The sequence below is a fragment of the Nocardioides bruguierae genome (genome assembly GCF_023554635.1).
GTDB classification, from domain to species: domain Bacteria; phylum Actinomycetota; class Actinomycetes; order Propionibacteriales; family Nocardioidaceae; genus Nocardioides; species Nocardioides bruguierae.
In genome coordinates this window covers 1-13,281 of record NZ_JAMJPH010000007.1, presented here as the reverse complement: position 1 = coordinate 13,281, position 13,281 = coordinate 1, and the positions used below count along the sequence as shown (strand labels likewise).

Genomic DNA, 13,281 nt, shown 5'->3' with positions numbered 1-13,281 from the left:
ACGTCGCCCTGAGTGGGGACGTGTCGGCACCCGGTGCCCCCTGACCGACCGGTAACCACCAGGATGGTGTCCCGTGAACCACGAGCGAGCCGACGAGGGCCACGACCGGCTCTACCGCAGCCTGCACGCCGTCGTCCCGCCCCTGGCGCGTGGCATCTGGCGGCCCCGGGTCGAGGGGCTGGAGAACGTGCCGCGCAGCGGCCCGGTCGTGCTGGCCAGCAATCACCTCAGCTTCGTGGACTCGGTGGTCATCCCGTGCGTGGTGCCGCGCAAGGTGGTCTTCCTCGCGAAGTCCGACTACTTCACCGGCACCGGCCTCTCGGGCGGCCTGAGCCGCGCCTGGTTCGCCGGCCTCGGCATGCTCCCCGTCGACCGCGACGACCCGCGCTCGGCGCTGACCAGCCTCGACACGGCGCTCGAGGTGCTGGCCCGGGGCGAGGCGTTCGGGCTCTACCCCGAGGGCACCCGCTCCCGCGACGGCCGGCTCTATCGCGGCCGCACCGGCGTCGCCCACCTGGCGCTGACGGCCGGGGTGCCCGTGGTGCCCGTGGGCCTGGTCGGCACCGAGAAGATCCAGCCGGTCGGCGCGAACCTGCCGCGGCTGGCCAGGATCACCGTGCGCTTCGGCACCGCGATCGAGCCGGGGGACCGGTTCGCAGGCCTGCCCCTGGGCAAGGCACGGCGGCTGCTCACCGACGAGGTGATGGCCGCGATCGGCGGGCTCACCGGCCAGGAGCAGGCGGGCGTCTACAACGAGCGCCCCTCCACGACCTGAGGCTCAGCTGCTGGAGGGCTGCGGCAGCTGGGGGATGAGCCAGGACAGGAACGCGTCCTGGCTGCGGGTCTGGAGGTAGACCCGGCCGGGGCCGACGAAGTCGGTCACCAGCCCCTCGCCGGAGAACAGCGTCGACTTCCAGCCGCCGACCTTGCGCACCCCGTACTGCATCCCCTCGCTCCAGGCGACGAGGTGCCCGGTGTCGAAGGTGTAGGTCTGCCCCGGCTGCAGGTCCACGTGGTGGATCGCACCGTAGGAGGAGAGCACCACGGTGCCCCGGCCGGTCACCCGGAGCAGGAACAGCCCCTCCCGGCTGAAGAACGTGCGCGCGCCGCCCCACGAGGTGTCCACGTCCACGTCGGCGGACGACGCGACGTAGCAGCCCGAGGTGACCAGGAGGGGGTGCTCGAGCTCCCACGACACCATGTCGCCCGGCAGGGCGGGGGCGACCCACAGCTCGGCGCCGGACGCCTGCGCGGTGAAGGTGTTGACGTAGAACGACTCCCCGCCGAGCAGGCTGCGCCGCAGCCCCTTGAGCAGGCCGCCCTGCGTAGAGGTCTCGATCTCCACCCCGGACATCGCGACCATGGCTCCGGCCTCGGCCTTCACCCGCTCACCGGCCTCCAGGACGAGGCGGGCGGCGGCGTACGCGGGGCGATACAGGATCTCGGTCTGCACCCTCGTCATCATGGCCGCATGAGCGACGCGACGCACCCCCTGGTCCGGACCCTCGGGCTGGTCCGGCACCCCGAGGGCGGGTGGTACCGGCGGACCTGGGTCAGCCCCGTGACGGTGACCCTGCCCGACGGCCGTACCCGCCCCACCGCCACGCTCATCTGGTTCCTGCTGCCGGCCGGCGAGTCCTCGGCCTGGCACCGCGTCGCCAGCGACGAGACCTGGCTGGCGCACACGGGCCGCGTCGTGCTCCGGCTCGGCGGGCAGGGCCCGGTGCCCGTCGAGGGGCCCGCGCTCACGATCGGCACGGACGTCGCCGCCGGCGAGCACGGCCAGGCGCTGGTGCCCGCCGGCACCTGGCAGCGCACCGTCACCTCGCCCGAGCACGCCCTGGTCTCCTGCCTGGTCTCGCCGGGCTTCGACTTCGACGACTTCGAGCTGGCCGAGGAGGCCGGACCCTCAGTCGGCTGAGCCCCGGCCCTGGCACCAGCCCCACTCCATCTCCTCCACGACGGCGTCGCGCAGCGGCCGCCCGGCCAGGGTCTCGACCACGTGCAGCGAGAGGTCGATGCCGGCCGAGATGCCGCCCGAGCACCAGACGGTCTCGTCGGTGCGCACGAAGCGCCGGCCGGTGACGACCTCGGCGGTCGGCTCCAGCGCCACCAGCTCGGTGAGCGCGGTGTGGTGGGTCAGGGCGGGTCGCCCGGCGAGCAGCCCCGCGGACGCGAGGAGCAGCGCGCCGGTGCACACGCTCAGCAGCGCCTCGCAGGTGGCGGCCCGCTCGCGCAGGAACGCGGCCATCGCCTCGTCGCCGAGCAGCGGTCGGGTGCCGGCGCCGCCGGGCACGACGAGCAGGTCGGTCCCGGGGAGGGTCTCGATCGTGTGGTCGGGGACGACGGTGAAGCCGCCGCGGCCCGCCACCGGACCTGGCCGCAGCCCCACGGAGACGACCTCGAAGCCGGGGGCACCGACGCCTGCGGCGAGCTCACCGGCGACGTGGAAGACCTCGTAGGGGCCGGCGTGGTCCAGGACCTCCATGTCCGGGAAGGCCAGGATCGCGACGCGTCGGGTGCTCATGGCCCCGATGCTGCTCGCCGGGCGGCGTCCTCGGGAGGCCTCGCCGCGGGGTCGGCAGGATGTCGTGGCAGGTCGGCAGGAACACCGCCCCGCCTCGTCCGTGGCGCCGTCGTCCTCGTCAGGTGGTGAGGCCGGGCACCCCCGCCTCGACGACGTAGGTGGCGGCCACCGACGGCTCCGCTCCGCGGCGCTCGACGAAGGGCAGGGTGACGAAGTCGGCGGTGAGGACGTCGGGCGTCAGCCGGGCGCGGACCCAGCCGCGCCGGTTCGACGCCCACAGCAGGTGCGGGTTGGCGGCGAGCTCGGCGGCACCGCCCCGCGGTAGGTCGGAGCCGTCGCCGCCGGAGGTGATCGACGTGGTCACCAGCTCCGCGGCCACGGGCGCGGCGTCGGGGGCGTCGTAGTCGGTGAGCACCTGGGCCGCGTAGTGGCGGTGCACGTCCCCGGTGAGGACGACGGGGTTCTCGGCCAGCCCGAGCAGGCCGGTGACCCGGTCGCGGTCGGCCGGGTAGCCGTCCCAGGAGTCCATGACGAGCTCGAGGTCGTCGCCGGGGTCGGTGTCGCGGCGGGCGAACGGCACCTGCTGGCCGAGCAGGTCCCAGCGGGCGCCCGAGCCCCGCAGACCGGCCTCCAGCCAGGCCTCCTGACCCGGGCCGAGCATCGTCCGCCCCGGCTTCAGCGCCGCCGTGCAGCCGACGCGCTTGAGGTCGCCGCAGGCCTGGTCGTCGCGGTAGGAGCGGGTGTCCATCAGGTGCAGGGCGAGCAGGTCGCCCCAGTGCTGGCGCCGGTAGATCCGGGCGTCGAGGCCGCGGGGGCGTCGGCCGCGGCGCAGCGGCAGGTGCTCCCAGTAGGCGCGGAAGGCCGCCGCCCGCCGCTGCTCGAAGTCGGGCTGGGGCCACTCCAGCTCCTCCGGGGTGCCGGCGGCCCAGTTGTTGTCGACCTCGTGGTCGTCCCACACCACCACCATGGGCGCCGCGGCGTGCAGGGCCTGGAGGTCGTGGTCGAGCTTGTACTGCGCGTGCCGCCGTCGGTAGCCGGCCAGGTCGCGCGCCTCGGGCCCCGCGTGGTCGCGCACCCGACCGCCCAGCCCGACCGGCGGCAGGTCGTACCCGCCGGCCTCGTACTCGTAGAGGTAGTCACCGAGGTGCACCACCAGGTCCGGGGCGTCCTCGGCGATGCGCCGGTAGGCCGTGAAGTACCCGTGCTCCAGCTGCGCGCACGAGGCGATCGCCAGGTCCACGGACGTCGGGGAGGAACCGCGCGCGGGGGCCGTGCGGGTGCGGCCGACCGGCGAGAGGTGCAGCCCGGTGCGGAACCGGTAGAAGTACTCACGCCCCGGCCGCAGGCCCTGCGCCTCGACGTGCACCGCGTGCGCGTCCCGCGGGCGGGCGACCGTCCGGCCGCGCGCGACGACCCGCCGGAAGCGCTCGTCCTCGGCGACCTCCCAGCGCACCAGCACCTCGACACCGGGCATGCCGCCGCGCCCGTCCTCGGCGAGCGGGTCCGGGGCCAGCCGGGTCCACAGCACCACGGAGTCGGGGGACGGCTCGCCGCTGGCCACGCCCAGGGTGAACGGCTCGCGGCGGGCCGCCGCGCCGGCCAGGTCGGCCAGGGGCGGTGCGGCCGCGACCAGGACCACGGAGGAGAGGCCGGTGCCGACCACGGCGCGGCGGGTGACGGGGAGGTCCTCGACCCGGGGGAGGCCGCGGCGCTGGGGGCGCATGCCCCGCACGCTGCCGCGCCGCGGCCACGCCCGGGTGGCGTGCGCGTGGCGGAGCGCCACGTCGAGGTGAACGCCCGGTGCCGCGGGCTGTCGGCACCGGGTGGTCTGATGTGGGTCATGACCGCTGCTGCCGACCACCGACCCGCCCGCGCGGGGCAGGCGGGGCCCGCCTACCGGCTGGCGCCGCCGCCGTCCGCGGGCCGTCCGCCGGTGCTGGACGCGGACCAGCAGCGCGTCGTCGACCACCCCGGCGGCCCGATGCTGGTGCTGGCGGGGCCGGGCACGGGCAAGACCACGACGCTGGTGGAGGCCATCGCCCGCCGTGTGGAGGACGGCGCCCGCCCCGACCAGGTGCTCGCGCTGACGTTCTCCCGCAAGGCTGCCGAGCAGCTGCGCGACCGGGTGACGGCCCGCCTCGGGCGGACGATGGCGACGCCGCTGTCGATGACGTTCCACTCCTTCGCCTACGGCCTCATCCGCGAGCTCTCCCCGGCCGAGCTCTACGAGTCCCCGCTGCGGCTGCTCTCGGCGCCGGAGTCCGACGTCGTGCTGCGCGAGCTGCTGGCGGACACCCCGGAGTCCGTGGCCTGGCCCGAGGACCTGACGCGCGCCCTCGGCACCCGGGGGTTCGCCCGGGAGGTGCACGCCGTCCTCTCCCGCGCCCGGGAGAAGGGCCTGGAGGGCGAGGCGCTGGCCGACCTGGGTCGCCGCGAGGGGGAGCCGGCGCTGGTGGCGGCCGGCCTGTTCCTGGACCAGTACCTCACCGTGCTCGACGCCCAGGGCGCCACCGACCACCCCGACCTCATCCGCCGCGCGACCCTCGAGGCGGAGGCGCACCGCGGCATGCTGCGCGAGCGCATCCGGCACGTCTTCGTCGACGAGTACCAGGACACCGACCCGGGGCAGGTCGCGCTGCTGCGGGCCCTGGCCGGGGACGGTCGCGACCTGGTCGTCGTGGGTGATCCCCACCAGTCGATCTACGGCTTCCGCGGCGCCGAGGTGCGCGGCATCCTCGAGTTCCCCACCGCGTTCCCGCGGGCCGACGGACGGGCGGCCGAGGTCGTCGCGCTGCGCAGCACCCGCCGCTTCGGCCCGCGGCTGCTCGCCGCCTCCCAGCGCGTGGCCGGACGCCTCGGCCTGCCCGGTACCATCGACGAGGGCGCCCGCGAGGCGTTCCTCGCGCCCCGCGCCCTCACCGCCGCCGAGGGTGGCGCCCGCGACGAGGGCCGCGTGCAGGTCCGGACGTTCGACACCGACCGCGCCGAGGCCGAGAACCTGGCCGACCTGCTGCGACGCGCCCACCTCGAGCGCGGCGTCTCCTGGGACGACATGGCCGTGCTGGTCCGCTCCGGGCGCACCACGATCCCGCCGCTGCGGCGGGCGCTGGCCGCGGCCGGGGTGCCGGTGGAGGTCGGCAGCGACGAGGTCCCGCTGGTGCGCGACCCCGCCGTCCTGCCGCTCGTCGACGCGCTGCGCGCGGTCGTCCACCTCGACACCCCCGCCGCGCCCGAGGGCGAGCCCGAGGACCTGGACCACGTCGGCCCCGCCCGCGCGGAGGCGCTGCTGACCGGCCCGCTGGGCGGCCTGGACGCCGGCGAGGTGCGGAGGCTGGCCCGACGGCTGCGCGCCCGGGAGAAGGAGCTGGCCCACGAGCAGGAGCGCACCCCGCGACCCTCGCGGGAGCTGGTCCGCGAGCTCGTCGTTGACGCCGGCTTCGCCGAGGCGCACCTGGGCGTGCTGCCGGCACCGGAGGACGCCCCCGAGCTGGCGCGGGCGCTCGCGGTGACCCGCCTGCTCGCCGCCACCCGCGCACGGCTGGACGACGGCGACACCGCCGAGGAGCTGCTGTGGGACCTGTGGTCCGGCACCGGCTGGCCGGCCCGGCTGCGTCGTGCCGTCGAGGCGGGCGGTGCCGCGGCCCGTCGTGCCCACCGCGACCTCGACTCCGTGTGCGCCCTGTTCGAGGTGGCCGCGCGCGCCGGCGAGCAGCGCGACCACCTGGGGGTCTCGTCGTTCCTCTCCACGCTGGTGGCCCAGCAGATCCCGGGCGACACCCTGGCCGACCGCGGCACCCGGGGCGCGGCCGTGCGACTGCTGACGGCCCACCGGTCCAAGGGCCTGGAGTGGGACCTCGTGGTCGTCGCGCACGTGCAGGCCGAGGGCTGGCCCGACCTGCGCCGCCGGTCCACGCTCCTCCAGGCCGACCGGATCGGCCAGGGGCGCACCGGCCCCGGCGGGGCGCTCGGCGAGCTGGTGCCGCCGACCTCCGCGCGCGAGCTGCTCGCCGAGGAGCGGCGCCTGTTCTACGTGGCCTGCACGCGCGCCCGCAGCCGCCTGGTCGTCACCGCCGTCCGCAGCCCCGAGGACGAGGGGGAGCAGCCCTCCCGGTTCCTCGAGGAGCTGGGCCTGGAGGTCGAGCACGTGGTCGGGCGCCCCCGGCGGCCCCTGTCCATGGACGGCCTCGTGGCCGAGCTGCGGCGGACCCTCGCCGATCCCGAGCAGCCCGAGGGGCTGCGGCGGGCGGCCGCACGACGCCTCGCGCGGCTCTCCGGTGAGCTGGTGGGCTCCTCGACCGAGCCCGGCGCCAGGCGTCTCGTGCCGCAGGCGCACCCGTCGTCCTGGTGGGGCACCCGGGCGGCGAGCGTCGCGCCGGAGCCGGTGCGCCCGGCCGACGAGCCGGTGCCGCTGAGCGCGTCGGTGCTGGAGGCGCTCGGCGTCTGCCCCATGCAGTGGTTCCTGGCGCAGGAGGCCGGCGGCGTGGTCCGGGCCCACCAGTCCGCGAACCTGGGCCAGATCGTGCACGCCCTGGCCGAGAAGGTGGCGGCGGGCGAGATCGAGGCCGGCCCCGACGACGTGGACGTGCTCATGGGCCACGTCGACGAGGTGTGGGGGCGGCTGGAGTTCCGCACCCCCTGGTCGGCCCAGCGCGAGTACGCCCGCATCCGCCACGCCTGCGCCAAGTTCCTGACCTGGCACCACGCAGGCGGGCGACGCCTGGTGGGCACCGAGGCGCGCTTCGGCACCGTGCTCGACCTGGACGACGGCGAGCAGGTGCGGCTGCACGGCTACGCCGACCGGGTGGAGCTGGACGCCCAGGGCGGTGTCGTGGTGGTGGACCTCAAGACCGGACGCTCCAAGCCGTCGAACAAGTCGGTCGAGCAGCACCTCCAGCTGGGGGTCTACCAGCTGGCGGTCGACGAGGGTGCGGTCGACGGTCTCGTCGGGGCCCCGGCACGGGCCGGCGGTGCCGAGCTGGTGCAGCTGGGGCTGGAGGACAGCGAGACCGCCGTCGTCCAGGCCCAGGAGGCGCCCGACCCCGACGGCCCGTTCCGCGCCGAGCTGGGCACCCGCCTCCGGCGTGCGGCGGTCATGCTCCGGCAGGAGTCGTTCCCGGCGATCGCGGGCCAGCACTGCCGCGACTGCCCCTTCGTGCCCCTGTGCCCGATCAAGTCCGCGGGAGCGGTGGTGACCCAGTGAGCGACCCGACGGACCACGAGCACCACGAGACCGACGACGGGCTCTTCGCCCTCCCCGACCTCGAGGCGGAGCAGCCGGCACGGTCGCGTCACCGGCTGGAGACGCCGGAGGACCTCCAGCGGCTGATGGGCACGAAGTTCGCCCCGAGCCCGGAGCAGTGGGCCGCGATCTCGGCGCCGCTGGAGCCGGCGGTGGTCGTGGCCGGCGCGGGCTCGGGCAAGACGACGCTCATGGCCGCCCGCGTGGTCTACCTGGTGGCGACCGGGCAGGTGCGGCCCGAGCAGGTGCTCGGTCTCACCTTCACCACCAAGGCCGCCAGCGAGCTGCGGCAGCGGGTGCGCACGGCTCTGGCGGAGGCCGGCCTGCTCAGCGAGCCCGCCCGCCCGGTGCCCGGCGCCGGGGAGGAGGTCGAGGAGGTCCTGGAGCCGAGCGTCCTGACCTACAACGCCTACGCGGCCAACCTGCTCACCGAGCACGGGCTGCGGATCGGGCACGAGCCCGACACCCGGGTGATCACCGACGCGGCCCGCTACCAGCTGGGCGCCCGGGTGGTGGCCGGCTGGACGGGCGAGGTCGAGCGGCTCTCCGACCACCCGCCGACGGTGATCCAGCAGCTGCTGGCGCTGGACGGTGCGATGAGCGAGCACCTCGTCGGCCCCGACGACGTGCTCGCCACCGACGCCGAGGCCCGGGCCGGGTTCGGCCGCGCCGTCACCGAAGAGGAGGCGGGCAAGCACCGCAAGACCCACCTCGACGCGCTGCGCACCAGCATCGACGTGCTGGACCGGCGCGCGGAGCTGCTCGGCCTCGTCGGGGGCTACCGGCGGCTCAAGCGCGAGCTCGGGCTGATGGACTTCTCCGACCAGATCGAGCTGGCCGCGCGGCTGGCCGACCAGCAGCCGGCGGTGGGCGAGGCCCAGCGGTCCCAGTACCGGGTGGTGCTGCTGGACGAGTACCAGGACACCTCGGTGGCGCAGGCCCTGTTCCTGGCCCGGCTGTTCTCGGGCCCCGAGGGCGCCGGCCGCGGGCACGCGGTCACGGCCGTGGGCGACCCGAACCAGGCGATCTACGGCTGGCGCGGGGCGTCGGTCTCCAACATCCTCACCTTCGCCGACTCCTTCCCCGCGGCCTCGGGCGGGCAGGTCGGGCTCTACCACCTCACGGTGAACCGGCGCTCGCGGGCGCGCATCCTCGAGGTCGCCAACACCCTGGCCGGGCCGCTGCTGGAGAAGTACCGCGACGTCCAGCCCCTGCGGGCACCCGAGGACGCCCCGGCCGGCACCGTGCGGGTGGCGGTGCACGAGACCCACGCCGACGAGCTGCTCGCGCTGGCCGGTGAGGTGCGCGGTGCCCACGACGCGGGCACCCCCTGGGCCAAGATCGGCGTGCTGACCCGGGACAACGCGCACGCCGCGGACGTCTTCGACGCGCTCGGGCAGGCCGGGGTGCCGGTCGAGATCGTCGGCCTCTCCGGCCTGCTGCGGCTGCCGGAGGTGGCCGAGGTGGTGGCGGTGCTGCACCTGCTGGACGACGTCACCGCCAACGAGTCGCTGGTGACGCTGCTCTCGGGTGCGCGCTGGGCGATCGGTCCGCGCGACCTGCGGCTGCTGTTCAACCGGGCCCAGGAGATCGCCGGCAGCCGGCACCGGGTGGAGCACGCGGACGTGCGCGAGGCGCTGGTGGCGATCGCGGACGGGGTCGACCCGGCCGAGGTGCCGAGCCTCGACGACGCGCTCGCCGACCCCGGCGACCTGCCCTACTCGCCGCAGGCGCGCGAGCGCTTCGGGCTGCTGGCCGCCGAGCTGCGGTTCCTGCGCACGCTGGTGGGGGAGCCGCTGCTGGACGTGGTCCGCCGCATCATCGACACCACCGGTGCCGACGTGGAGCTGGCCTCCGCGGTCAGCCCCGCGGCGCCGGCCCGACGGGACAACCTGGACCTGTTCGTGCGCGCGGTCGCGGACTTCCAGGCCGTCGACGGCGCGGTGACGCTGGCGGCGCTGCTGGCCTACCTCACCGCCGAGGACGACCAGGGCAACGGCCTGGACGTCGCGACGCCCACCGAGGCGGACTCGGTGAAGCTGCTGACGGTCCACCGCTCCAAGGGCCTGGAGTGGGACGCGGTGTTCCTCGTCGGCGTCTGCGACACCCGGTTCCCCAGCAACCGGTCCCGGACGCTGTGGACCTCCTCGCCCGCGGTGCTCCCGGCCCCGCTGCGCGGCGACGCCGCCGACCTGCCCCAGCTGAGGGGCTGGGACAAGGCCGCCCTCGACGCCTACCGCAAGGAGACCAAGGCCAACGACGCCGAGGAGGAGCTGCGGCTCGGCTACGTCGCCGTCACCCGGGCCGCGCACCTGCTCGAGGTGTCGAGCTACTGCTGGAGCGAGCGGAAGACGCCGTTCGGGCCGTCGTCCTACCAGCAGACCGTGCGGGAGGTGATCGAGTCCTGGGGCGAGGAGGTGTCGACCTGGCGGGACAAGCCCGACAAGGACGACCCCAACCCCTACGACGCGGTCGACCCGTCGCGGCCCTGGCCGGTGACGGTCGCCGGGCGCGAGACCCGGCTGCGCCTCGAGGCGTCGCGTCGCGTCGTGGAGGCGGAGCCGGCCGAGCCGGACGACGACCTGGACATGGTCGAGGCCGCCGTCGTCGCCGAGTGGGACGCGGAGCTGGAGCGGCTGCTCGCGGAGGCCCGCCGTGACCGGGCCGACGTGATCGAGGTGCCACGCCCCTCCAGCCTCTCGGCCACCTCGGTCGCGCGGCTGCGCGACGACCCCGAGTCCTTCGCCCGCGACCTCGCCCGGCCGATGCCGCGCCCCCCGGCGCCGGCTGCCCGCTTCGGCACCCGGTTCCACGCGTGGGTCGAGGCGCGCTTCGGCCAGCAGGGCCTCTTCGAGGACGAGGACCTCCCGGGGCAGGGCGACGCGGGGATCGAGGACGACGCCGACCTGGCCGAGCTCACCCGCGCCTTCGAGGAGGGGCCGTTCGGCAGCAGGGTGCCGCACCGGGTGGAGGCGCCGTTCGCGCTCGTGCTCGACGGCCAGGTGGTGCGCGGCCGGATCGACGCGGTCTACCGCGAGCCCGACGGGTCGTTCCTGGTCGTGGACTGGAAGACCAGTCGCCGAGCCGACTCCGACCCCCTCCAGCTGGCGCTGTACCGCCTCGCCTGGGCCGAGCTCGAGGGGCTGGACCCCGACGAGGTGCGGTGCGGGTTCTACTACGTGCGCAGCGGCAGCCTGGTCGAGCCGCGACGCCTGCCGGACCGGGAGGAGATCACCGCGCTGCTGCGCCCGTGACGGCCGCACCCGCGGGGTCTGCGGATGCCGGCCCGCCGGCCTCCCCGCGGAGGGCACGGCGCACGCCGAGGGCGGCGAAGCGGCCGGCCTTCTGCGCGCCGATGGTGCTGGCCGAGGGGCCGTAGCCGACCAGCTGCACCCGCGGGTCGGCGACCGCGGTGGTGCCGTGGCGGTCCAGCTGGACACCGCCGGCGGCGCTGCGCAGCCGCAGGGGAGCGAGGTGGCCGATCGCGGGGCGGAACCCGGTCGCCCACAGGATCGCGTCGACGGGCTCGACGGAGCCGTCGGCGAACCGGACCCCGTGCGGCTCCACGGAGGAGAACACCGGCCGCCCGTCCGCGTAGGCACCGAGCGCCTGGGCGGCCCGCTCCTGCTCGCGCAGCACGAGCCCGGTCACGCTCACCACGCTGGCGGGCGGCAGGCCGCGTCGCACCCGGTCCTCCACGAGCGCCACGGCCTCGCGGCCGGCCTCGGGGGTGAAGTCGTCGGTGCGCCACACGGGCGGCCGGCGCGTCACCCAGAGGGTGTCGGTGACCAGCGCGACCTCGCCCAGGAGCTGCACGGCGCTCGCCCCGGCTCCCACCACCACGGTGCGCAGACCGCGGAACGCCTCGGCGCCGGGGTAGTCGTGGGTGTGCACCTGGAGGCCCGCGAAGCGCTCCAGACCCGGGTAGTGCGGCACGAACGGTCGGGTCCAGGTACCGGTGGCGTTGACCAGGGTGCGGGTCGTCCACTCGCGCACCCGCCCGTCGGCAGGCGCCGCCGTGACCCGGAGCAGCCCGCCGCCGGCGTCCTCGACCCTCTCCACCCGCACCGGGCGGACGACGGGGAGCCCGTGCCGGGCCTCGTAGGCGGCGAACCGTGCGGGCACCACCTGGTTGGCGCGGCCGGCCGGGTCGGGCGCGGGGGCGTGGTCGTCGGGGAGGTCCGCGACGCCGTGCACGTCGTGCATCGTCAGCGAGTCCCACCGGTGCCGCCAGGCACCGCCCGGTCCCTCGTCGGCGTCGAGCACCACGTGCTCGATGCCGAGCCTGCCCAGGTGGTAGGACGCGGCCAGGCCGGCCTGCCCCGCGCCCACGACCACCGCCGGCCAAGGCTCCGTCCGCTCGTCCACGACCGGTCAACGCACGAGGTGCCGCGCCCTGTTCCGACGAGCGTCGAGACGGGCGAGGATCGGGTGAGCGGCGCCCAGTAGCGTCGAGGCGTGACCGCCCCGCACGAGAGACTCGCGACCCCCGCCCACGCCCGCCTCGCGGAGCACCGACGCGACCAGTCCTGGCTGGACGCCCGCTGGTCCGACCCGACCACCCGGGTGCTGGTGCTCGCCGGGGCGCAGGTCCAGCGGCGGCCGGAGGGCGGCGTGGCGTGGTCCAGGCCGGACGAGCTGGGCCAGGTCGGCCCGGCGGAGGACGTCCAGGGGGAGCGGGTGCTGCTCGGCGAGACCGGCGGGCGGACGTGGTTCGCCGTGCTGCTGCCCGACCCGGCGCCCGAGGCCGAGGGCTGGTTCAGCCTGCGCGCCCTGCTGATGGAGGTGGTCGACGCCCTGGCGGCGCCGGACGCCGACGACGCGGTGCCCGGGCCCGTCCTCATGCACGCGATCGGCATGGCCGAGTGGCGCCGGGCCACCCGCTTCTGCCCGCGCTGCTCCTCGCCGCTGCGCCTGGTCAAGGGCGGGCACGAGATGCGCTGCGAGGCCCACGACCACCCGCAGTTCCCGCGGATGGACCCCGCGGTGATCATGCTGATCAGCCACGGCGAGCCCGGGTCGGCGGAGGAGAAGGCGCTGCTCGGGCACCAGTCCGTGTGGCCCGAGGGCCGCTACTCCACGCTGGCCGGGTTCTGCGAGCCGGGAGAGACCATGGAGGACGCGGTGCGCCGGGAGGTGCACGAGGAGGCCGGCGTCCACGTCGGGCAGGTGGACTACTTCGGCAACCAGCCCTGGCCGCTGCCGCAGAGCCTGATGCTGGGCTTCACCGGACGGGCGACGACGACCGAGGTGGCGCTGCTCGACGAGGAGCTCACCGACGCGCGCTGGTTCACCCGCGCCGAGCTGCTGGAGCACACGCAGGCGGGCACGGTCGTGCTGCCGCAGGGGCTCTCGATCAGCCGGTCGCTGATCGAGGCCTGGTACGGCGGCGAGCTGCCCGGCTCCTGGTGAGCCTCCTGCCGGTGACGCGGACGCACGTCGGCCCGACCGCCGGGGAGCAGCGGTCGGGCCGCCGTGGGGGGCGCGGACGCCCCCACGGCGAGCTTCGCCGTCA

Annotated in this window: 9 protein-coding genes; 5 read left to right on the top strand and 4 right to left on the bottom strand. The window is 75.9% G+C overall.

What is annotated here, in order from left to right; all coding sequences use genetic code 11:
• Positions 1 to 73 precede the first annotated feature (73 nt).
• Positions 74 to 775 (top strand): lysophospholipid acyltransferase family protein, encoded by a 702-nt coding sequence (locus tag M8316_RS05895; protein WP_250052885.1) that lies wholly within the window; start codon positions 74 to 76, stop codon positions 773 to 775.
• Between the two features lie 3 nt (positions 776 to 778).
• On the opposite strand, the gene M8316_RS05890 is transcribed toward M8316_RS05895, so the two are convergent.
• A complete protein-coding gene (locus M8316_RS05890) occupies positions 779 to 1,453 on the bottom strand; it encodes a TIGR00266 family protein (protein WP_250052883.1) in 675 nt (224 codons plus the stop codon).
• A gap of 18 nt (positions 1,454 to 1,471) precedes the next feature.
• Here M8316_RS05890 and M8316_RS05885 point away from each other — a divergent pair, with 18 nt between their 5' ends.
• A complete protein-coding gene (locus M8316_RS05885; RefSeq protein WP_250052882.1) occupies positions 1,472 to 1,921 on the top strand; it encodes a cupin domain-containing protein in 450 nt (149 codons plus the stop codon).
• Here the strand turns inward: M8316_RS05885 and M8316_RS05880 are convergent.
• A complete protein-coding gene (locus M8316_RS05880) occupies positions 1,910 to 2,527 on the bottom strand; it encodes a DJ-1/PfpI family protein (protein ID WP_250052881.1) in 618 nt (205 codons plus the stop codon). The two genes, M8316_RS05885 and M8316_RS05880, sit on opposite strands and share 12 nt — an antisense overlap.
• Before the next feature lie 118 nt (positions 2,528 to 2,645).
• On the bottom strand, positions 2,646 to 4,250 hold the full coding sequence (locus M8316_RS05875; protein WP_250052880.1) for an alkaline phosphatase D family protein: 1,605 nt from the start codon (positions 4,248 to 4,250) through the stop codon (positions 2,646 to 2,648).
• A gap of 117 nt (positions 4,251 to 4,367) precedes the next feature.
• Here M8316_RS05875 and M8316_RS05870 point away from each other — a divergent pair, with 117 nt between their 5' ends.
• Together M8316_RS05870 and M8316_RS05865 are read left to right on the top strand one after the other, a co-directional pair.
• Complete coding sequence (locus tag M8316_RS05870; protein WP_250052879.1) at positions 4,368 to 7,727, top strand: ATP-dependent helicase; 3,360 nt, start codon at positions 4,368 to 4,370, stop codon at positions 7,725 to 7,727.
• On the top strand, positions 7,724 to 11,020 hold the full coding sequence (locus M8316_RS05865; protein ID WP_250052878.1) for an ATP-dependent helicase: 3,297 nt from the start codon (positions 7,724 to 7,726) through the stop codon (positions 11,018 to 11,020). The genes M8316_RS05870 and M8316_RS05865 overlap by 4 nt, the downstream gene beginning before the upstream one ends.
• Here M8316_RS05865 and M8316_RS05860 read toward each other — a convergent pair.
• Positions 10,998 to 12,134: an FAD-dependent oxidoreductase gene (locus M8316_RS05860; RefSeq protein ID WP_250052877.1), complete on the bottom strand. Its 1,137-nt coding sequence runs from the start codon at positions 12,132 to 12,134 to the stop codon at positions 10,998 to 11,000. The genes M8316_RS05865 and M8316_RS05860 overlap by 23 nt on opposite strands.
• A 90-nt stretch (positions 12,135 to 12,224) precedes the next feature.
• On the opposite strand from M8316_RS05860, the gene nudC reads away from it, so the two are divergent.
• On the top strand, positions 12,225 to 13,178 hold the full coding sequence (gene nudC, locus M8316_RS05855; RefSeq protein ID WP_250052875.1) for an NAD(+) diphosphatase: 954 nt from the start codon (positions 12,225 to 12,227) through the stop codon (positions 13,176 to 13,178).
• Positions 13,179 to 13,281 lie beyond the last annotated feature (103 nt).